Origin of the sequence: Tenacibaculum sp. AHE14PA (assembly GCF_019278465.1) — a bacterium.
In the GTDB taxonomy this organism is placed as follows: Bacteria; Bacteroidota; Bacteroidia; order Flavobacteriales; family Flavobacteriaceae; genus Polaribacter; species Polaribacter bernardetii.
Genome location: NZ_CP058983.1, coordinates 1,247,349 through 1,266,375, shown reverse-complemented (window position 1 = coordinate 1,266,375; position 19,027 = coordinate 1,247,349). Strand labels below are relative to the sequence as shown.

The 19,027-nt window shown below is 32.5% G+C and carries 20 protein-coding genes; 9 read left to right on the top strand and 11 right to left on the bottom strand.

What is annotated here, in order from left to right; all coding sequences use genetic code 11:
- Positions 1 to 3: 3 nt before the first annotated feature.
- From H0I30_RS05770 to H0I30_RS05740, 7 genes are all read right to left on the bottom strand, one after another.
- Positions 4 to 753, bottom strand: coding sequence for a glycosyltransferase (locus tag H0I30_RS05770; protein WP_218773327.1), 750 nt, complete (start codon positions 751 to 753; stop codon positions 4 to 6).
- Positions 746 to 1,423, bottom strand: a complete 678-nt coding sequence (gene trmD, locus H0I30_RS05765) for a tRNA (guanosine(37)-N1)-methyltransferase TrmD (protein WP_218773326.1) — start codon at positions 1,421 to 1,423, stop codon at positions 746 to 748. Before trmD ends, H0I30_RS05770 begins: the two co-directional genes overlap by 8 nt.
- 30 nt (positions 1,424 to 1,453) lie before the next feature.
- Positions 1,454 to 2,314, bottom strand: coding sequence for an RluA family pseudouridine synthase (locus H0I30_RS05760; protein WP_218773325.1), 861 nt, complete (start codon positions 2,312 to 2,314; stop codon positions 1,454 to 1,456).
- Positions 2,315 to 2,737, bottom strand: a complete 423-nt coding sequence (locus tag H0I30_RS05755; protein ID WP_218773324.1) for a VOC family protein — start codon at positions 2,735 to 2,737, stop codon at positions 2,315 to 2,317.
- Between the two features lie 81 nt (positions 2,738 to 2,818).
- On the bottom strand, positions 2,819 to 4,510 hold the full coding sequence (ggt, locus tag H0I30_RS05750; protein ID WP_218773323.1) for a gamma-glutamyltransferase: 1,692 nt from the start codon (positions 4,508 to 4,510) through the stop codon (positions 2,819 to 2,821).
- Positions 4,511 to 4,514: 4 nt separating this feature from the next.
- The gene (locus H0I30_RS05745) at positions 4,515 to 5,102 is read right to left on the bottom strand and encodes an ACP phosphodiesterase (RefSeq protein WP_218773322.1); all 588 of its coding nucleotides are present in this window, start codon (positions 5,100 to 5,102) and stop codon (positions 4,515 to 4,517) included.
- A gap of 67 nt (positions 5,103 to 5,169) precedes the next feature.
- Positions 5,170 to 6,633, bottom strand: a complete 1,464-nt coding sequence (locus H0I30_RS05740) for an aminoacyl-histidine dipeptidase (protein WP_218773321.1) — start codon at positions 6,631 to 6,633, stop codon at positions 5,170 to 5,172.
- 93 nt (positions 6,634 to 6,726) lie between these two features.
- Here H0I30_RS05740 and recR point away from each other — a divergent pair, with 93 nt between their 5' ends.
- Positions 6,727 to 7,344, top strand: coding sequence for a recombination mediator RecR (recR, locus tag H0I30_RS05735; protein ID WP_218773320.1), 618 nt, complete (start codon positions 6,727 to 6,729; stop codon positions 7,342 to 7,344).
- A gap of 32 nt (positions 7,345 to 7,376) precedes the next feature.
- On the opposite strand, the gene H0I30_RS05730 is transcribed toward recR, so the two are convergent.
- The 4 genes from H0I30_RS05730 to H0I30_RS05715 all read right to left on the bottom strand — a co-directional run bounded on the left by H0I30_RS05730 (position 7,377) and on the right by H0I30_RS05715 (position 10,492).
- Entirely contained in the window at positions 7,377 to 7,967 is a 591-nt protein-coding gene (locus H0I30_RS05730; protein ID WP_218773319.1) for a CopD family protein, read from the bottom strand.
- 93 nt (positions 7,968 to 8,060) lie between these two features.
- A complete protein-coding gene (hemH, locus tag H0I30_RS05725) occupies positions 8,061 to 9,080 on the bottom strand; it encodes a ferrochelatase (RefSeq protein ID WP_218773318.1) in 1,020 nt (339 codons plus the stop codon).
- A 2-nt stretch (positions 9,081 to 9,082) separates the two neighbouring features.
- Complete coding sequence (locus H0I30_RS05720) at positions 9,083 to 9,604, bottom strand: TrmH family RNA methyltransferase (protein ID WP_218773317.1); 522 nt, start codon at positions 9,602 to 9,604, stop codon at positions 9,083 to 9,085.
- Positions 9,605 to 10,492 carry an AraC family transcriptional regulator gene (locus H0I30_RS05715; protein ID WP_218773316.1) on the bottom strand — a complete coding sequence of 296 codons (888 nt, stop codon included), beginning with the start codon at positions 10,490 to 10,492 and terminating at the stop codon, positions 9,605 to 9,607.
- Between the two features lie 209 nt (positions 10,493 to 10,701).
- Here H0I30_RS05715 and hemA point away from each other — a divergent pair, with 209 nt between their 5' ends.
- From hemA to H0I30_RS05675, 8 genes are all read left to right on the top strand, one after another.
- On the top strand, positions 10,702 to 11,970 hold the full coding sequence (hemA, locus tag H0I30_RS05710) for a glutamyl-tRNA reductase (protein WP_218773315.1): 1,269 nt from the start codon (positions 10,702 to 10,704) through the stop codon (positions 11,968 to 11,970).
- Positions 11,954 to 13,540: a hydroxymethylbilane synthase gene (gene hemC, locus H0I30_RS05705; protein ID WP_218773314.1), complete on the top strand. Its 1,587-nt coding sequence runs from the start codon at positions 11,954 to 11,956 to the stop codon at positions 13,538 to 13,540. The genes hemA and hemC overlap by 17 nt, the downstream gene beginning before the upstream one ends.
- A gap of 122 nt (positions 13,541 to 13,662) precedes the next feature.
- On the top strand, positions 13,663 to 14,631 hold the full coding sequence (hemB, locus tag H0I30_RS05700) for a porphobilinogen synthase (RefSeq protein WP_218773313.1): 969 nt from the start codon (positions 13,663 to 13,665) through the stop codon (positions 14,629 to 14,631).
- A gap of 138 nt (positions 14,632 to 14,769) precedes the next feature.
- Positions 14,770 to 16,059, top strand: coding sequence for a glutamate-1-semialdehyde 2,1-aminomutase (hemL, locus tag H0I30_RS05695; protein ID WP_218773312.1), 1,290 nt, complete (start codon positions 14,770 to 14,772; stop codon positions 16,057 to 16,059).
- 11 nt (positions 16,060 to 16,070) lie between these two features.
- Positions 16,071 to 16,514, top strand: a complete 444-nt coding sequence (locus tag H0I30_RS05690; protein WP_218773311.1) for a protease complex subunit PrcB family protein — start codon at positions 16,071 to 16,073, stop codon at positions 16,512 to 16,514.
- Position 16,515: 1 nt separating this feature from the next.
- Positions 16,516 to 17,541 (top strand): uroporphyrinogen decarboxylase, encoded by a 1,026-nt coding sequence (gene hemE / locus H0I30_RS05685; RefSeq protein ID WP_218773310.1) that lies wholly within the window; start codon positions 16,516 to 16,518, stop codon positions 17,539 to 17,541.
- Between the two features lie 26 nt (positions 17,542 to 17,567).
- Positions 17,568 to 18,185, top strand: a complete 618-nt coding sequence (locus tag H0I30_RS05680; protein ID WP_218773309.1) for a thioredoxin family protein — start codon at positions 17,568 to 17,570, stop codon at positions 18,183 to 18,185.
- A 73-nt stretch (positions 18,186 to 18,258) separates the two neighbouring features.
- Positions 18,259 to 19,005 carry an EI24 domain-containing protein gene (locus H0I30_RS05675; RefSeq protein WP_218773308.1) on the top strand — a complete coding sequence of 249 codons (747 nt, stop codon included), beginning with the start codon at positions 18,259 to 18,261 and terminating at the stop codon, positions 19,003 to 19,005.
- Positions 19,006 to 19,027: the final 22 nt, after the last annotated feature.

The following is a 19,027-nucleotide window of genomic DNA, read 5'->3' as shown; positions in this document are numbered from 1 at the left end:
TATTTAAGATTTGTATCGTTTTTTTATAGAAAGTAAATCAAACCAAAGTTTAAAGAAATAAGTCATTTTTACCCGACTATCGTCAGCATCAATCCAAGATTTTAAAGGGATTTCTCTAGCGATATCTTTCATGTTTTCTTTTTTGAAAATGAAAATTAAACGATGAAAAATTTCTACATCAAACAGCCATTTTGAAATAAAATCTTCTTTAAAAATTTTAGAAGCGATTTCTTTGTTGAAAATTTTACATCCGCATTGCGTATCATAAACCTTTAAATCTAATTGTTTAGATATTAAAGTGGCTATAAAACGGCCAATAAAAAAACGATGTTGTTTACGTTGAATATTTGTATCTATTTTTGAAATCCTAGATCCGAAGGCAAACTGAACTGTTGTGTTTATTGCTTTACTTATACTATGGCATTCCTCTAAAGTAGTTGCTAAATCAGCATCTAAATAAGCAATTTTCAAAAAAGAATTATTGGCTTCACAGAAATTAAAACCAGCTTTAACAGCTCCTGCTTTTCCTACGTTTTTATCTAAAGAAAGTAATTTTACATTTTTAGGATAAATAGTTGCTAAACTTTCTATAACGTCATCCGTCTTATCCGAAGAACCATCGTTTACAAAAAACAACAGCACATCAGAAGTTGTATCTAAAAACTGTTTAAACTGATTTACAGGTAATCGATTTTCCTCATTATAACAAGGAATAACAATAATTAAATCGTGATGTAGTTTTTGATTAGTCATCTAATAAATCGGGTCTTATATTCTTAGTATGTTGATATGCTTTTTCATTTCTCCATTCATCAATTTTTGGGAAATTTCCCGACAATAATACTTCAGGAACTTTCATTCCGTCATATTCCGCAGGTCTTGTATAAACTGGCGGAGATAATAAATCATCTTGAAAAGAATCGGTTAAAGCAGATTGCTCATCACCTAAAACACCCGGAATTAAACGAACAACAGCATCACATAAAATTGCTGCGGCCAATTCACCACCTGTTAAAACATAGTCACCAATAGAAATTTCTTTGGTAATAAATCGGTCTCTAACACGTTGATCTACTCCTTTATAATGACCTGTTAAAATGATAATGTTTTCTTTTAAAGAAAGTGTGTTTGCGATAGATTGATTTAATGTTTTCGCATCAGGCGTCATATAAATAATCTCATCATACGTTCTTTCTGATTGTAATTTAGAAATACAATTATCAATTGGTTCAATCATTAAAACCATGCCAGCACCACCACCAAATTGAGTGTCGTCTAGTTTTTTGTAAGAACCGATTCCGTAATCACGTAAATTGTGAAAATGGATTTCAGCTAAACCTTTATCAATGGCACGTTTCATCATAGAATGTTCAAACGGGCTTTTTAGTAAATCTGGTGCTAGGGTAATAATATCTATTCGCATAACGGCAAAGATATATTTTTTAAAGGATACTTAAGATGGAAATATTTTTTTGAATTTCTTCGGAAGCTCTTTTGTTACATTAATAATTTCTTTCGTAAACGGATGCTCAAATTTTAAAGTAGATGCGTGTAAATACAATCCTTTTCCGTTTAAAATTAATCCGTCTATAAAATGTTCTTTGTCACCTAATATCGGATTACTAATAGCTAATAAATGTTTTCTTAATTGATGTTTTCTGCCTGTTTTTGGTGTTAATTCAACTAAGTTTAAAATATTAAAACGCTCAGAAATAACGGTTTTTAAAACTTGATATGAAGTAAAAGCGTTTTTTGCATCAACAGGGAAGTTAATTTCTCCTTTTTCTTCCATCTTACCAATGCTTATGGCATGATATGTTTTTTGAATTTCCTTATTTTCAAATAACTGATTCAAAGCAATAATACTCGAGCTTGTTTTTCCGATTAACAATAATCCGCTTGTTGGGTAATCTAATCGATGTACGGGTCTTGGTTGCACAGCATCAAAAAGGGTGCTCTTTGTTATGTTTTGCAGTAAAGCATTATCTATCGTTGCAAATGAGTTTCCGCTAACTAAAATCCCCGAAGGTTTATAAATTACCGCTAAATAATCATCTTCAAAAAGAATATCTAAGTCAAACTCAAATTGTTTAAACATAGTATCGTTTCCTTTTTTATATAATTCGATAAGTTCATTACCATTTATAAATAGGGCAGTAGTGGCAATTTTACAATCTACTAAAATCAATTCTTTTTTAAGTGCTTTTTTTAAACCAGATTTAGTCGGAATCGTTTTAAAAATACCAACTCCGTATTCTTGTAAGCGAATCGATTTTTCTAACTTCGGAACCTTATGTGTTTCTGATACGGTCATTTATTTAGCAAACAATTGCGACATGTCTTTAAAAGCTTTAAATTCTAAAGCATTATTTTCTGGATCATTAAAAAACATCGTTGCTTGTTCTCCAACCAATCCTTCAAAGCGAATAGTAGGAGCTATAATAAATGTAGTGTTATTCGTTTTTAATCTTTCAGAAAGTGCGATCCAATCATTCCATTTTAAAACAACACCAAAATGCGGAACAGGAACATCGTGCCCATCAACAGGATTTGTAATTGAATTTGTTGGTTGATAACCTTCCTTTTGGTGGATAACTAATTGATGTCCGAAGAAATTAAAATCTATCCAATGATCCGAACTTCTACCTTCTTCGCATTGTAAAATATCTCTATAAAAAATTCTGCTTTTTTCTAGGTTCTGAACAGGAATTGCTAAATGAAATGGTTGTATTTGCATTAGTTTTAAAGTTGATGTTTCTCGACTGCGCTCGAAATGACATTCATTAATTTTTCATTTTTACTAACTACTAACTACTAATTAAAATCCATCAGCTTTATCATCACCTCTAGGATCGGCACCACCTTCTAAATTCCCATCAGGTAATACTAAAATACCGGCTACTTTACCAATAACAGGACTGTCTTTTTCATTTAAAAGATATCCTAATTCTTGTAAATCTTGTTTAACAGTAGCATCGAATTTATTAGGTTCCATCATAATAACATCTGGAAACCATTGATGATGAAATCGAGGTTGATTAACGGCTTCTTGCATACCCATTTTAAATTCGTGCACATTTAAAATAGTTTGTAATACCGAAGTTATAATTGTAGATCCGCCAGGCGTACCAACAACCATCCATAGTTTTCCGTTTTTTTCAACAATAGTTGGTGTCATTGAGCTTAACATACGTTTTTCTGGAGCAATTTCATTTGCTTTTGCGCCAATTAATCCAAACATATTTGGTTCACCAGGCTTGCTACTAAAATCATCCATTTCATTATTTAAAAAGAAACCTAAATCGGCACAATATAATTTAGAGCCATAAGCGCCATTAATTGTAGTGGTTACGGAAACTGCATTCCCGAATTTATCAATAATAGAATAATGCGTTGTTTCGTCGCTTTCAATCATTTCAACGTTACCATGAGAAACATCTTTGGATAAAGTAGCTTTATCAAAAGAAAAATCCTTCATCCGGTATTTGGTATATCTTTTACTGATTAAAGTGTCTAGTAAAATATTTACAAAATCAGGATCGCCTAAAAAGAAACTCCTATCTGCATAAGCACGTCTTTCTGCTTCTGTAATAACTTGAATCGTTTTTGTGGTGTTATGACCAAATTTATCTAATTCATAAGGTTCAATCGCATTCATTATTTGCGCTAAACAAACACCGCCGCTAGATGGGGGCGACATAGAAATTACACGCAAGTCATCATATTTAAAGGTAACTGGAGTTCGCCATTTAGCTTCGTATTTCGCCAAATCTTCTCCAGTCATAATTCCGCCATTAGCTTGCATAAATTTCACCAAACGTTTAGCTGTTTCACCTTTGTAAAACTCATCCCTACCGTTTTCTAAAATACGTTGTAAAGTTGCTGCTAGCGCAGGATATTTAATAGTGTCGTTCTTTTTCCAATGTTTATTAAAAAGAATCGTGTCTTTATTTGCTTTTAAAAATGATGGTTGGTGTTTTTTTATGCGATTTTCTTGTTTTTGTGTAACGATAACACCTTTTTTAGCCAAAGCAATAACCGGTGCTAAAATATCCGTAATAGGTAAAGTTCCAAATTTTTTATGAGCAGCGAAAACTCCGGCAACTGTACCAGGTATTCCAACAGCCATTGCGCCAAGTGTGCTTTTGTTTTTAACAACATTACCAAGACTGTCTAAAAACATGTTTTTAGCCGCCGCGAGTGGTGCTTTTTCACGATAATCTAACGCGCCAATTTCTCCTGTGTTTTTACGATATACCATAAATCCGCCACCGCCAATATTACCAGCATACGGATATGCTACCGCTAATGCTAATTCTGTAGCAGCCATTGCATCGAAAGCGTTTCCGCCTTTTTTAAGAATGTCAACACCTATTTTAGAAGCTTCTTCTCTGGCAGAAACCACCATTGCTTTGGTTGTAATTAATCCTGTGATTTTTTCTTTTGGAGTCGCTTTTTTACAACTTGCTAGAATAATTGAAAAGAAAATAAGTAAGAATATATTTTTCATGAATTTAAGTTGTAAGGTTGATTTTTGAATTACAATATTCTCGTAATTCTTTAAAGAATAAGGTAAAGTCTTCTTCAAATAATTGATAGTGGATTAATAAATCTTCAGAGGCTAAATTCATTTGAGAGATTCCTTTAGTTCGTTTGTTCATACCGTTTAAAACTTCTTGAATTCCTTTTGCAAATTGATAATTATATAACCAATCATACTTAGTTAAATATGGAAGGATTTCTTTTGTTTTTTCGGGAAGAATATCAAAATTATCTTCTAAAAGTTTATAAACAGACTTTACGTAAACACCCAAAGGAATTTCAGAATAAGTACTCCAGTTTTTAGCTAAAAAGTGATCGAAAAAAATATCGATAATTACGCCGTCATAATGTCGATAACGTTCATGTAATCGTCTTTTACTTTTTCTAACAATATGGTGGGCGTCTGTAAAAGTATCTATTTGACGATGTAAAAGAATTCCTTTTCTTATTTCTTCTTTATAATGTGAAAATTTATTTCCTTTAATATGATCAGCAATAAAATTACCAATCATTAAGTCTGTATTATTCCCAGATAAATATAAATGTGCTAAAAAATTCATTTGATAAAAGTAAACAAAAAACCACAACTTGTAAGTTGTGGTTTTAGTATTTATTTTAATATAACTATTAATTCTTACTAGGAATATTCTTTAAAACCTCTAATAAAAATTTCCAATATTTTTGAGTAGATGAAATCTGTGCGCGTTCATCAGGTGAGTGTGGTCCTCTAATGTTTGGCCCAAAAGAAACCATATCCATTTCAGGGTAATTCTGACCTAAAAGACCGCATTCTAAACCTGCATGACAAGCAGCTACATTTGGTTTTTCATGATGTAAATCTTCATATAGTTTTGCAACCATTTTTAAGATTTCAGAATCTAAATTCGGTAACCAACCAGGGTAGCTTCCAGAAAATTCAACATCAAAACCTGCTAATTCGAAAGCTGAACGTAACGAATTTGCTAAGTCCCATTTATTGCTATCAGAAGAAGAACGTGTTAAACACCCTATTTTAATTTTTCCTTTTTTTACTATAACTCTAGCGATATTGTTAGAAGTTTCAACTAATCCTTCAATATCCGGACTCATACGATACACACCGTTCAAAGCAGTGTATATAGATTTTATCAAGCCTTCTTGAACACCTAAATCCATCACTTTATTAGGAGTTTCTATAGTTTTTAATTCAATTGATAAATTTGGTTCAAGTAAAGAAAATTCAGCTTTAATACTGTTAATTAATTCTTGAATTTCGAATAAAAATGGCTCTTTAGAAACAGTATCTATAACTACGGTAGAAAAGCTTTCGCGAGGTATTGCATTGCGCAAGCTACCACCATTTATTTCAGCAACACGTAATCCGAAGTTTGTAAAACCATCAAATAATAAACGATTCATTATTTTATTAGCATTTCCTAAGCCTTTATGGATATCCATTCCAGAATGTCCTCCGTTTAAACCTGTAATAGAGATCTCAAAAGCAGTGGTGTTATCAGGAGTAGTTTCTTCATTGTATGTTCTAGTAGCAGTAACGTCTACACCACCAGCACAACCCATGCTAATTTCATCATCGTCTTCTGTGTCTAGGTTCAATAAAATCTCACCTTCTAAAATTCCGCCTTCTAATCCCATTGCACCAGTCATACCTGTTTCTTCATCAATAGTAAACAAGGCTTCAACGGCAGGGTGTGCAATATCAGTAGATTCTAAAATAGCCATAATCGACGCTACTCCCAAACCATTATCGGCACCTAAGGTAGTTCCGTCTGCCTTTACCCAGTCACCATCAATAAACATTTTAATTCCTTCTGTATCAAAATCGAAAACAGTATCAGAATTTTTTTGATGTACCATATCTAGGTGGCTTTGCATCACAATCATTTTACGATTTTCCATTCCAGAAGAAGCTGGTTTGCGAATAATTACGTTACCAACCTTATCAACCATCGTCTCAAGATTAAGGCTTTTACCAAAATCAACCATAAATTGAATAACTCTTTCTTCTTTTTTTGATGGACGAGGTACTGCGTTTAAAAGCGCAAAATTCTTCCAAATTGCTTTAGGTTCTAAGTTTTTTATATCTGAATTCATTGTAAAATGTTTGTTTAAATTTAAAGAGCAAAGATACTTTTTTAAAGTGAGATATGTTAGTGTGCTGTGTTTGAAAAATTGTAAATTTGCAGCATGGATTTTTCATCAAAATTATTAGAAAGGGCGGTAGATGAAGTGAGTAGGTTACCAGGTATTGGTAAACGAACTGCACTTCGTTTGGTATTGCATTTATTAAAACAACCTACAGAGAATACAAAGTATTTAACAGGGGCTTTAACTGATTTACGAACTGATGTGAAATCATGTAATAAATGTCATAATATTTCTGATACTGTTTTGTGTGAAATTTGTAATAACCCGAACAGAAATGCCGAAATAGTTTGTGTTGTTGAAGATATTCGTGATGTTATGGCGATTGAAAATACTGCTCAGTTTAGAGGTGTATACCATGTGTTGGGCGGGAAAATTTCGCCTATAGAAGGAATTGGGCCACAAAACTTACAGATAGATTCTTTAGTTAATAAAGTAAAAGATGGGGAGATTAAAGAATTAATTTTTGCTTTAAGCTCTACTATGGAAGGTGATACAACGAACTTTTATATTTACAAGCAAATTGAAAAATGCAATATACAAACCTCTACAATTGCACGAGGAATTTCGGTTGGAGATGAATTAGAGTATGCCGATGAAGTTACGTTGGGTAGAAGTATTGTAAATCGTATTCCTTTTGAGCAATCTATAAAAGGATAAAAAAAAGGTTGTCTTTTTAGACAACCTTTTTTTTAAAACTCTAATTCTTCATCCTTTTCAATCAATTCTTTTTCGAATTTATCCCAAGATTTTTTTGCTCTTACTTTTTTGTAAAAACGAATTCCAATCATTAATAAAATCCCAAAAAGAACAATACCTACAACTCCCCAAATCCAATTAATAGCACTTTTTAACACCACTAAAAATACTACGGCAAATAAAATCACGGTTGGCGCTTCGTTAAATATTCTCAGTTTTGTAGGTGAATAGTTAATTTTATCACGTTGTAATTCTTTATATATTTTGTGGCAAAATCCGTGGTAAAAATATAACGCTAAAACAAATGCTAGCTTTACATGCATCCAAGGCATTTGTAAATAAGCAGGGTTTTTATAAAGCATCCAAAAAGCAAAAAAACTAGCTAAAACTAAAGAAGGCCATGTAATGATATACCACAAGCGTTTTGTCATTAATTTGTACTGAGTTTGCAAAATAGTTTTAGCAGGTTCGTCTTTTTCTTCGGCTTCTACATGGTAAATAAATAAGCGACCTATATAAAATAAGCCAGCAAACCAAGTAACTACAAAAATAATATGTAATGCTTTTACGTATAAAAAATCCATTTTTTTAAGTTTATGTCTCTAAGAGTGCATTCGAGAAGTTTTTAGGTCTCGACTGCGCTCGACCAGACAATTTATATTTTTATGAACTACGAGTTAAAATTTATTAATCCATCCAGCTAAAACATCTGTCCACTCATCATTATCATTAATACAAGGTACGGTGTAAAATTCTTCTCCACCGGCTTCTAAAAACTCATGTTTTCCTTCCATGGCAATTTCTTCTAATGTTTCTAGGCAGTCAGAAACAAAAGCAGGAGTAACAATGGCTAATTTTTTAATTCCGTCTTTTTCGGCTTTATTTACAATTGTTCTGTCGGTGTAAGGCTGTAACCAAGGATCAACACCTAAGCGAGATTGAAATGAGGTAGAAACCGTATTTTCATCTAAACCTAATTCAGTAATAACATTTTTTGTGGTTTGATAACATTGGTGTCTGTAGCAAAATTCATGTGCTTTAGATTTTTTTTCGCAACAACTATAGTTACCGGGTTCAGGATTACAATGAGATTGTGTTACATCTGATTTGCGAATATGACGTTCTGGAACTCCGTGGTAAGAGAATAATAAGTGGTCGTAATCCTTATCAGCTAAATAATCCTTAATACTGCTGGATAAAGCTTTAATATATTCAGGTTTATTGTAAAACGCAGGAACATCTGTTATTTTCATTTCAGGAAAGAACTCTTTGCGAATTTCTTCAGCTAAAACCACAATAGTTTCGGTAGTTGCCATCGCAAACTGCGGATATAAAGGAATTAACATAACTTCTGTAACGCCTTTATCGTGTAGTTCTTGCAATCCTTTTTTTATGGTCATTGTACCATAACGCATTGCTAAGGCAACAGGAAGCTCCGTTTTTTGTTGCACCTTTTTTTGTAGTCGTTCAGAAAGAACAATTAAAGGCGAACCTTCTTTCCACCATATTTTTTTATAAGCAGCGGCAGATTTTTTAGGCCTCGTGTTTAAAATAATTCCTTTTACTAAAAACGAACGAAACCAATAAGGAACATCAATAACGCGTTCATCCATTAAAAACTCTCCTAAATATTTTTTAACATCCTTAGGATCTGTGCTCTCTGGTGATCCTAGGTTTACTAATAAAGCTCCTTTCATTTCTATTTATCTATTAAGATGTTATTGTTTAACTGGTTTGTTGTTTCATATAAAGCAATACTTAAACTGTGTATTACATTCATAGATGAATTGCGGCCGTACATTGGTATTGCAACAGTTGCGTCTAACAAATCTGTATTTTCAATTCCATTTCTTTCGCTACCCAAAAGTAAAACTATTTTTTCTGTTGAGGTGAAATCAAAATCCTGAATATTTATACTGTTATCAGTAATTTCAATACCAATAATAGTATTTCCTTCTTTTTTTAATTGATTTATCAACAAGTTGAAGTTACTGTAAGTAGCGTGTTCAACCTGATTTATGGTGTTTCTAGCAGTACGAGATACATTTCTGTTCTTTATAGAAGGGGAACTGTCGTGTAAAAATATTTTTTGCACACCAAAACTTTCAGAAATGCGAAAGCACATACCAATATTTTCGGGAGTTCTTATAGCGTCACAAACAATAGTTATAGGGTATTGTTGTTGCTTGTTTTCGATGTCGTAATGTGTAAGTTGTTTCATTTAGTTATTTTGTAAGCTCATTACGTATTGTTTTGGTGTGGTACCAAACTTCTTTTTAAAGGCTGCAATAAAATGACTAGATGTACTGTAGCCAACTTGTAAGCCAACTTCATTTACATTGTATTGGTTGCTTTCTAAAAGCTTACGAGCATGTTCCATTTTATAATCAAACAAAAAGCTGTAAACAGTATCGCCATATATTTGTTTAAAACCTTCTTTTAACTTCTTTAAGTTTAAACCTACTTCGTTTGCTAATTCTTGTAGGGTTGGTGGTTCGCTCATTCTTGAGATAATAATGTCTTTAGCTTGCCTGATTTTTAATATTTCACGATCATCAACTAAAAACGGACAGTATTCATTTTCTGTATTTTCGCCAGTATCAAAATGAAGACTCAGTAGCTCGTATGTTTTTCCTTTAATATAAAGGTCTTTCATTGAGCTATGATTTTGGGCTGTTAAAATTTGCTGCAAGGCCATTAAAGTGTTTGAGCTTATTGCTGTATTATCGTAATATTTTTTATTCTTGTTGTCATCACTTAAAAAAGGAATATAGCTAGCTTCTTTAGAGAATAGTGCATGAAATTTTTCGATAGTGATTAAAACAGATACCAAAGATGTTTTTGGTAAAATCTCTAAATTTATTGGTAGGTTTTGCTGTGGATTGTATAAAAATATAGCGTGTTTATCTAATACATTAAAGGTGTAGCTGTTTTCATTAAAATGGAACTTGCAATTTCCTTTTACACAATAATGTAGCTGTATATAAGAATTATCGATATCTCTTTTATAAACTTCTGTTTTGTTAGAATTATTTTGAAATTTTAAGACAAAAAAACCTTTTTCTAACAATACTTCTCTAAACGTACTTTCTGCGATGTTTTTTGACATAGATCAAAATAGATTTAAAAACAATTTATTTAGAATGACTCTAAATTGAAACACTACCAATAGCTGATTTCATTGCAAAAATACACTTTATCTGTGTTTTAGAGATGTTTTTAGTTTAAAAAACTGATAACGACATTAAAAGTTCTTTCAGCGACATTTTTTTATATTTAATCTTTATATTTTTGACCCACCTTATTGAAGAAGACTGAATGACAGCGGATACACATAATAAGAATTTATATAACATAGGCGTTAGTTACAAAAAGGCTGATGCTACTATTAGAGGAAAGTTTAGTATTTCTAAGGAAAATCAAATACAACTTTTAGAAGACGCAAAGCAGAGTGGTGTTGATGGTATTTTTGTGTTATCAACCTGTAATAGAACTGAAATTACTGGTTTTGCAGAACACCCTTTTCAATTAATTAGTATGCTTTGTAAATATTCAAACGGAGCTGTTGAAGAGTTTGCAGAAGTTTCTAACGTATATAAAAACAACGAAGCAATTACGCACCTTTTTAGGATGGGTACTGGTTTGGATAGCCAAATTTTAGGGGATTACGAAATTGTAGGTCAATTGCGTCAAGCGTTTAAACTAGCAAAGGAGGTAGGAACTACCAACGCATATTTCGAGCGTTTGTTAAATCATGTAATGCAGGCAAGTAAGCGTGTAAAGAATGAAACGAAGTTAAGTTCAGGAACCACATCGGTTTCTTATGCCGCAGTGCAATACATTATTAAAAATTCACCAAATTACAATTCGAAAAATATTTTAGTTTTCGGGTTGGGAAAAATGGGGAAACATACTTGCAAGAATTTAGCTGAATATACTCAAAATAAAACAGTAAGCTTAATTAACAGAACCGAAGAAAAAGCGGAGGAGTTTGTAAAAGAACATCCATCTATTAAAAAAGTTAAATATAACAATTTAACGAAAGAAGTAGCAAATACAGATATTTTAATCGTTTCTACAGGTGCTTCTGAAGCGACCATCAAAAGAGAACATATTTTAACGACCAAAGAATTGCTGATTTTAGATTTATCGATGCCAGCAAATGTTTCGAAAGAAGTAGCAGAATTAGAAAACGTTACATTGATAAATGTTGATGAGTTATCTAAAATTACAGATGAAACATTAGCAATTCGTCAGCAAGAAATACCTACAGCCGAAGCGATTATAGAAACTCATAAAGAGGAATTTGGTGAATGGCTACATCACAGAAAATTTACACCAGCTATTACGGCGTTAAAAGAATCGTTAAAAACAATTCAACAAGACGAAATAGCTTTTCATAAGAAAAAAATAAAAGACTTTGATGAATCTCAGGCAGAAGTAATTACTTCTAGGTTTATTCAAAAAATAACTACACAATTTGTAAAGCACTTAAAAGCAGAAGAAACCTCTGTAAGCAATAGTATAGAGGTAATGGCTAAAGTGTTTGGTGCAAATTTAGAAACTATCCATGCAGAAGACAATTAGAATAGGTACACGTGATAGCCAATTGGCTATGTGGCAAGCAAACAAAGTTCGTAAAGAACTAGAAGAATTAGAGTATAAATGTGAAATAGTGCCGATTAAATCTGCTGGAGATCTTGTTTTAGACAAGCCTTTGTATGAATTAGGAATCACAGGAATTTTTACTAAAAATTTAGATATCGCAATGTTAAATGGCGATATTGATGTTGCAGTACATTCTTTAAAAGATGTTCCAACAGTTTTACCTGAAGGAATTATTCAAGCAGCTGTTTTAAAGCGTGCCAATTACAATGATATTTTAGTTTTAAAAGACAACGAAGAGTTTTTTGGGCAACCTAACGGTGTAATAGCAACGGGTAGTTTACGAAGAAAAGCACAATGGTTAAATCGTTACCCAACACACGAAGTTGTTGGTTTACGAGGAAACGTAAATACGCGTTTAGAAAAGTTAGAAAATAACGAATGGGACGGTGCAATTTTTGCAGCAGCCGGTTTAGAGAGGTTAGGAAAAAGACCAGAAGGAGCAATTAATCTTTCTTGGATGATTCCTGCGCCAGCACAAGGAGCTATTATGATTACAGCTTTAGAAAATGATGATTTTTCTAGAGATGCTTGTGAGCAATTAAACCATTACGAATCGCAAGTTTGTGTGGGTATAGAACGCGAATTCTTAAATTTATTAGAAGGCGGATGTACAGCACCAATAGGAGCGATTGCTTATGTTGATCCTAAGACAGAAGAAATAAACTTTAAAGGTTTATTATTAAGTAAGGACGGTAAAAAGAAAATATCAGTAACAAAAAATGCAAAAGTAGGACGTCATCGTTTTTTAGCAAAAGATTGTGCCGATTATGTAATTAATCGAGGTGGAAAAGAATTAATGGCAGATGATGTTGAGGTAGAAAAAGAGTTTTCTATCTACTCAACTAAGAAGCTATCAGAAATTCAAAAAGACTTATTGCCAGCATCTGTTAGTATTACAGATAGTGATTTTATTAAAATTCGTTTTAACAGAATTGCACCTAAGGTAATTAAGAATGAGATTGAAAATGTAATTATTACGAGTCAAAACGGCGTAGAGGCAATCGCAAACTCTTTTACTGCGGATGAGTTAAAATTCAAGAATATTTACTGTGTTGGGCGAAGAACCAAAAAGTTAATCGAACAAAAAATAGGAAAAGTAGTAAAATCTGAAAGAAATGCTGTTAAGTTAGCAGCTTATTTAGCTAACGAAATAAAAGGACAAGAAGTAACTTATTTTTGTAGTGATTTGCGTTTAGATACTTTACCAAATGCTTTAAAAGTAAACGAAATTACGGTAAACGAAGTAGAGGCATACAAAACAATGTACAGTCCGTCTAAAGTTGATGAGAAAGTAAACGGAGTGTTGTTTTACAGTCCATCAGGGGTTGAAAGCTATATGCAAGAAAACGTTGCTGGTAAAGTAGCTTTTTGTATTGGCGAAAGCACCGCAAAAGAAGCAAGAAAACATTTTGATGATGTACAAGTAGCTAATTTACCAACGGTAGAAAGTGTGGTAGAATTAGTGAACTTACATTTTGTTAAGAAATAATAAAAGTCACCTCGAGCATTACTTTCTGCAAAATGTATGTTACAGAAAGTAATGAGTGCGGCTCATAAGAGAGGGTTTTATAATGAGGTCTCGACTGCGCTCGACCTAACAAGTGACAAATTATGTTTAGAACACGTAGGTTAAGAAAAACAGAAGGCATCAGAAGATTGGTAAAGGAAACAAAACTATCTGTAGACGATTTTGTTTATCCTTTATTTATAGAAGAAGGAACGGGAATTGAAAAAGAAATAGTTTCAATGCCTGGCATTAAACGTTTTTCTTTAGATACAATTTCTAAAGAATTAGATGAGGTTGTAGCATTAAATATCCCCGCTGTTTTATTATTCGGAATTCCATCTGATAAAGATGATGAAGGAACAGAAACATGGAACGATAACGGAATTATGCAACAAGCAATCCGTTTTATTAAAAAGAACTATCCAGATTTATACGTAATCACAGATGTTTGTTTTTGCGAGTATACTTCACATGGTCATTGCGGAATTATTCACGACAACGATGTAGATAATGATGCAACGTTGGTAAATTTAGCAAAACAAGTTATTTCTCATGCAAAAGCAGGAGTAGATATGGTTGCACCGTCAGGAATGATGGACGGAACGATAGATATGGTTCGCCAATCATTAGATAATACAGGTTTTGTAAACTTGCCAATTATGGCGTACTCAGTAAAATATGCTTCAGCTTTTTATGGGCCGTTTAGAGATGCAGCAGATTCTGCGCCTACTTTTGGCGATAGAAGAACCTATCAAATGGATCCTTCTAATAGAGATGAAGGAATGCGTGAAGCTACTTTTGATGATCAAGAAGGAGCAGATATTTTAATGGTAAAACCAGCATTATCGTATTTAGATATTATTAGAGATTTAAAAAATAATTTCGACCGACCAATTGCATGTTATAATGTAAGTGGAGAATATGCAATGGTAAAAGCTGCAGCTGAAAAAGGTTGGATTGATGGTGAAAGAGTAATGATGGAAAGTTTACTGTCTATGAAAAGAGCAGGAGCTGATATTATTATTACCTATTTTGCAAAAGAAGCAGCAAGAGTATTGTTGAGAAAAAAGTAACACGTACTGTCACATCGAGTGAATTTGTGAAGCATAAACAAATTTGTATCGAGATGATTAATTAATAAGTTCTCGATACATTTTTATTTCGCAAAAGCTACATAAAAATACTCGAACTGACATTGAAAATATTAAAAGATGGAATTTAAAAAATCACAAAAATTATATAAAAAAGGATTAAAGCACCTTGTTGGAGCAGTAAATTCTCCGGTAAGAGCATTTTCTTCAGTAGGAGGGAATCCGTTGTTTATCAAAAAGGCAAAAGGAAGTAAAATTACAGATGTTGATGGTAATACATTTGTAGATTTAGTATTGTCTTACGGACCAATGATTTTAGGTCACCGTCATAAAAAAGTTCAGAAAGCTATTGATAAAGCTTTAAAGAATGGTTATACTTTTGGTGCATCAACAGAAAACGAAATTAAATTAGCAAAAATTGTTTGTGATGCTTTTCCTGGAATGGATAAAGTTCGTTTTGTTAATTCAGGAACAGAAGCCGTTTTAAGCGGAATCCGTTTGGCAAGAGCATTTACAGGAAAAGATAAAATTATAAAATTTGCAGGTTGTTATCATGGGCATCAAGATGCTTTATTAGTAGCAGCAGGTTCTGGTTTAGCAACCTTAAGTTTACCAGGCTCTAAAGGAGTTCCTGAAGGGGCAGTTAGAAATACATTAATAGCAAAATATAACGATTTAGAAAGTGTAAAAGCACATTTTGAAGAACACGATGATATTGCCGGAGTTATTTTAGAGCCAATTGCTGGTAATATGGGAGTTGTAATTCCACAAAATGATTTCTTAAAAGAGTTAAAAACATATTTAGAGTCTAAAGGAGCATTATTAATTGTTGATGAGGTAATGACAGGTTTTCGTTCTAAATTTGGTGGCGCACAAGAATTATTAGGTGTAGAAGCAGATATTACATGTTTAGGTAAAGTTGTTGGTGGTGGTTTTCCGGTGGGAGCTTACGGAGCGCGAAATGAAATCATGCAAGAAGTAGCACCTTTAGGAGGGATGTATCAAGCAGGAACTTTAAGTGGAAATCCGATTGCTATGGCAGCAGGAATTGCTACTTTAACAGAGTTAAAGAAACAAAATCCGTATGAGAAATTTAACGAGATTGCTCAAATTATTGAAGTATTCTTATTAGAAAAAGCGAAGAAACACGGTGTAGAAATTACGGTTAATAGATTTGGTTCTATGATTAATCCATTTTTTACGAATGTTACCGTAACTAATTTTGAAGAAGCACAAACTTCAGATACTAAAAAGTTTGCTACTTTCTTTTGGGAAATGATGCATAACGGTGTTTTCTTACCTCCATCTCAATTCGAAGCATGGTTTTTGTCATCAGCTTTAACAGAAAAAGATATTCAAAAGATTGCTAAGGCAATTGATAAAGGAATGGAAGCGGTATCTAAAATGTAAAACAGCTATTTATGAAAATTATTCTAACCATTTTTTTTAGTTTTTTAATGAGTTCATGTCCTAGTAATAATAACCAAGAAACGGATGCAATAATTTCTATATATCAAGGCAGTTTAAAAGGTGATGGATCTGAAGGATTTGCAAAACAAAATATTGTAATTAACTCTTCAGCAGAATGGCAAGATTTTTTAGCTAAAACAAATGTTGATAATCAATTTAAAGATGCTATTGATTTTTCAAAAAAAACAGTTTTAGTTGCTATCGATAGCAAGAGAAATACAGGAGGATTTTCGATAGAGGTATCAGAAATAATAAAAAAGGAAGGTAAGTTTCAAGTTACAATTTCGTCTGAAGGACCAAAGCCAACAGATATGGTAACAATGTCGCTTACACAACCAATACATATTGTTAAAATTAATAAAACAAGCAAAGAAATAGTCTTTGTAACGAAATAGTATGATTAAAAACGACTTATTTTTAAGAGCATTAAAAGGTGAAACTGTAGATCGTCCGCCAGTATGGATGATGCGTCAAGCAGGAAGATATTTGCCAGAATTTCAAGTAATAAAAAAGAAATACGATTTCTTTACCCGTTGTAGAACTCCAGAATTAGCATCTGAAATCACTGTTCAGCCAATTCGTAGATACGGAATGGACGCAGCTATTTTGTTTTCAGATATTTTGGTGATTCCACAGGCAATGAATATAGAGGTACAAATGAAACCTGATTTTGGACCTTATTTGCCAAATCCAATTAGAGATCAAAAAGGATTAGATACTGTAGTTGTTCCTGATGTTCATCAAGAATTAGGTTATGTAATGGAAGCTATAAAAGCAACTAAAGAAAAGTTGAATGATGAGGTTCCTTTAATAGGTTTTGCAGGGTCTCCATGGACAATTTTATGTTATGTGGTACAGGGTCAGGGATCTAAAAATTTCGACAAAGCAAAAGAACTTTGTTTTACAAAACCAGTTTTGGCACACCAATTGCTTCAGAAGATAACAGATACCACTATTGCTTATTTAAAAGCAAAAGTAGAAGCAGGTGTAAATGCTGTTCAGGTTTTTGATTCTTGGGGAGGAATGTTATCTCCAACAGATTATCAAGAATTTTCATGGCAATACATTCAACAAATTATTGATGCATTAAAAGATGAAGCACCAGTAATCGCTTTCGGAAAAGGTTGTTGGTTTGCTTTAGATAAAATGGCAAAATCAGGAGCTTCTGCTTTAGGTGTAGACTGGACGTGTTCAGCAAGAAATGCACGTTATTTATCAGGAGGAAATATAACCTTACAAGGTAATTTTGACCCTTCTAGATTATTGTCTCCACCGGCTGAAATAAAAAAAATGGTACACCAAATGATAAATGAGTTTGGTAAAGATAAATATATTGTTAACTTAGGGCACGGAATTTTACCTAACATTCCGCTTGACAATGCGAAAGCATTTGTAGATGCGGTAAAAGAGTATAAGGTTTAAGACTTAATCCCCTTAAAATATTGAAAATGAGAAAATTATTACTGTTATTAACCCTTTTATTAGTTACGAAAAGTTTTTCGCAAAAGAAAATATATTATAAAGATATTGTAGACGATTGTATCTCAATAGCCAGCAATGATGCAGCTATGTTAGACGATATTGTGTATAACTGCATAAAAGATAAATATATTTCTAATTATGATTTTACATCAATAACAGGAGAAACTATTAGTACAGATAAAATAGATACGCCTATTGTTTTATTAGCCGCAGCCACTTGGTGCGCTCCGTGTTGGGGAGAAATTCCTGCATTAAATAAAATGGTAGAAAAGTATGACGGTAAAGTAAAATTTATAATGTTATTTTGGGATTTAGAAGCTGGTGTAGAAAGAATGGCTAAGAAGTTAGATAAAAGAATATTCTTAGTGCCATCTAAAGAAAAAAATGGGAATAGATCTTCGATAAGAACAGCTGGTTTTATCCATAAATTAGATTACCCATCTGCATATTTAATTACGAGTAGTAAGAAAATTTTAAACTTTAAGAGAGGTGCAGTATCACCAACAAAAGAAATGGGTTGGGATGAAGTAAATGCAATAAACGAAAAAGAATTAGATGCCTTTATTAGTCCGGTAATCGAATAATATTTACAATAAATTATAAAAAACCTCTTTCCTAACAGAAAGAGGTTTTTTACTTTAGTAAAAAAAAATAAAAATGATAAAGGGTATTTTAAAAGGAATACAAGCATACTTTGGTGCGTTTCAAATAATATCAAAATTAAAATTGTGGAAATATTTTACAATTCCAATATTAATTAGTGTTTTAACGGCTGTTTTAATTGGTTTATCAGCCTATGCTTTATCAGATAACATAGGTTATTATGTTGCCGGAATTTGGAAATGGGAGTTTGGAAAGCAAGCCTTTGAAATGCTTAGTACTTTTTTTAGCGGACTGTTAATCGTTGTAATTGGTTTACTCTTATATAAACATATTGTAATGGCATTATCGGCACCATTTATGAGTCCGGTTTCAGAAAAAATAGAACATTATTTAACAGGAGAATCGCATCAACATAGAAAAACTTCTTTTCAAGAACAATTGATAAGAGGTGTTCGAATAAACCTAAGAAATCTTTTAAGAGAACTGTTTTTTACGATTCCCATTTTGCTAGTTAGTTTTATACCTGTTATAGGTTTCTTTTCTGCAATTTTGCTATTTATTATGCAAGCATATTATGCAGGTTTTGGTAATATGGATTATACCTTAGAGCGTCATTTTAAATATAAGGATAGTATCAATTTTGTAAAGAAAAATAAAGGTACAGCAATAGGAAACGGAATTATATTTATGCTGTTTTTATTAGTACCTGTTATTGGAGTTATACTGGTATTGCCATTATCGGTAACAGCAGCAACAACGGAAACTATTAAGAATATTCAACTAAAAAAAGCAATAGAATAAGTATTTTTGCTTCTCAAGAATT

What these genes read in the sequence shown, in the direction of transcription:
- trmD (WP_218773326.1), bottom strand. Translation starts at nt 1,423, where the DNA reads ATGCGAATAGATATTATTACCCTAGCACCAGATTTACTAAAAAGCCCG.
- ggt (WP_218773323.1), bottom strand. Translation starts at nt 4,510, where the DNA reads ATGAAAAATATATTCTTACTTATTTTCTTTTCAATTATTCTAGCAAGT.
- H0I30_RS05720 (WP_218773317.1), bottom strand. Translation starts at nt 9,604, where the DNA reads ATGAAACAACTTACACATTACGACATCGAAAACAAGCAACAACAATAC.
- H0I30_RS05680 (WP_218773309.1), top strand. Translation starts at nt 17,568, where the DNA reads ATGAGAAAATTATTACTGTTATTAACCCTTTTATTAGTTACGAAAAGT.
- H0I30_RS05760 (WP_218773325.1), bottom strand. Translation starts at nt 2,314, where the DNA reads ATGACCGTATCAGAAACACATAAGGTTCCGAAGTTAGAAAAATCGATT.
- H0I30_RS05675 (WP_218773308.1), top strand. Translation starts at nt 18,259, where the DNA reads ATGATAAAGGGTATTTTAAAAGGAATACAAGCATACTTTGGTGCGTTT.
- hemB (WP_218773313.1), top strand. Translation starts at nt 13,663, where the DNA reads ATGTTTAGAACACGTAGGTTAAGAAAAACAGAAGGCATCAGAAGATTG.
- H0I30_RS05730 (WP_218773319.1), bottom strand. Translation starts at nt 7,967, where the DNA reads ATGGATTTTTTATACGTAAAAGCATTACATATTATTTTTGTAGTTACT.
- H0I30_RS05690 (WP_218773311.1), top strand. Translation starts at nt 16,071, where the DNA reads ATGAAAATTATTCTAACCATTTTTTTTAGTTTTTTAATGAGTTCATGT.
- hemL (WP_218773312.1), top strand. Translation starts at nt 14,770, where the DNA reads ATGGAATTTAAAAAATCACAAAAATTATATAAAAAAGGATTAAAGCAC.
- H0I30_RS05770 (WP_218773327.1), bottom strand. Translation starts at nt 753, where the DNA reads ATGACTAATCAAAAACTACATCACGATTTAATTATTGTTATTCCTTGT.
- hemE (WP_218773310.1), top strand. Translation starts at nt 16,516, where the DNA reads ATGATTAAAAACGACTTATTTTTAAGAGCATTAAAAGGTGAAACTGTA.
- H0I30_RS05755 (WP_218773324.1), bottom strand. Translation starts at nt 2,737, where the DNA reads ATGCAAATACAACCATTTCATTTAGCAATTCCTGTTCAGAACCTAGAA.
- hemH (WP_218773318.1), bottom strand. Translation starts at nt 9,080, where the DNA reads ATGAAAGGAGCTTTATTAGTAAACCTAGGATCACCAGAGAGCACAGAT.
- H0I30_RS05715 (WP_218773316.1), bottom strand. Translation starts at nt 10,492, where the DNA reads ATGTCAAAAAACATCGCAGAAAGTACGTTTAGAGAAGTATTGTTAGAA.
- recR (WP_218773320.1), top strand. Translation starts at nt 6,727, where the DNA reads ATGGATTTTTCATCAAAATTATTAGAAAGGGCGGTAGATGAAGTGAGT.
- H0I30_RS05745 (WP_218773322.1), bottom strand. Translation starts at nt 5,102, where the DNA reads ATGAATTTTTTAGCACATTTATATTTATCTGGGAATAATACAGACTTA.
- hemA (WP_218773315.1), top strand. Translation starts at nt 10,702, where the DNA reads ATGACAGCGGATACACATAATAAGAATTTATATAACATAGGCGTTAGT.
- H0I30_RS05740 (WP_218773321.1), bottom strand. Translation starts at nt 6,633, where the DNA reads ATGAATTCAGATATAAAAAACTTAGAACCTAAAGCAATTTGGAAGAAT.
- hemC (WP_218773314.1), top strand. Translation starts at nt 11,954, where the DNA reads ATGCAGAAGACAATTAGAATAGGTACACGTGATAGCCAATTGGCTATG.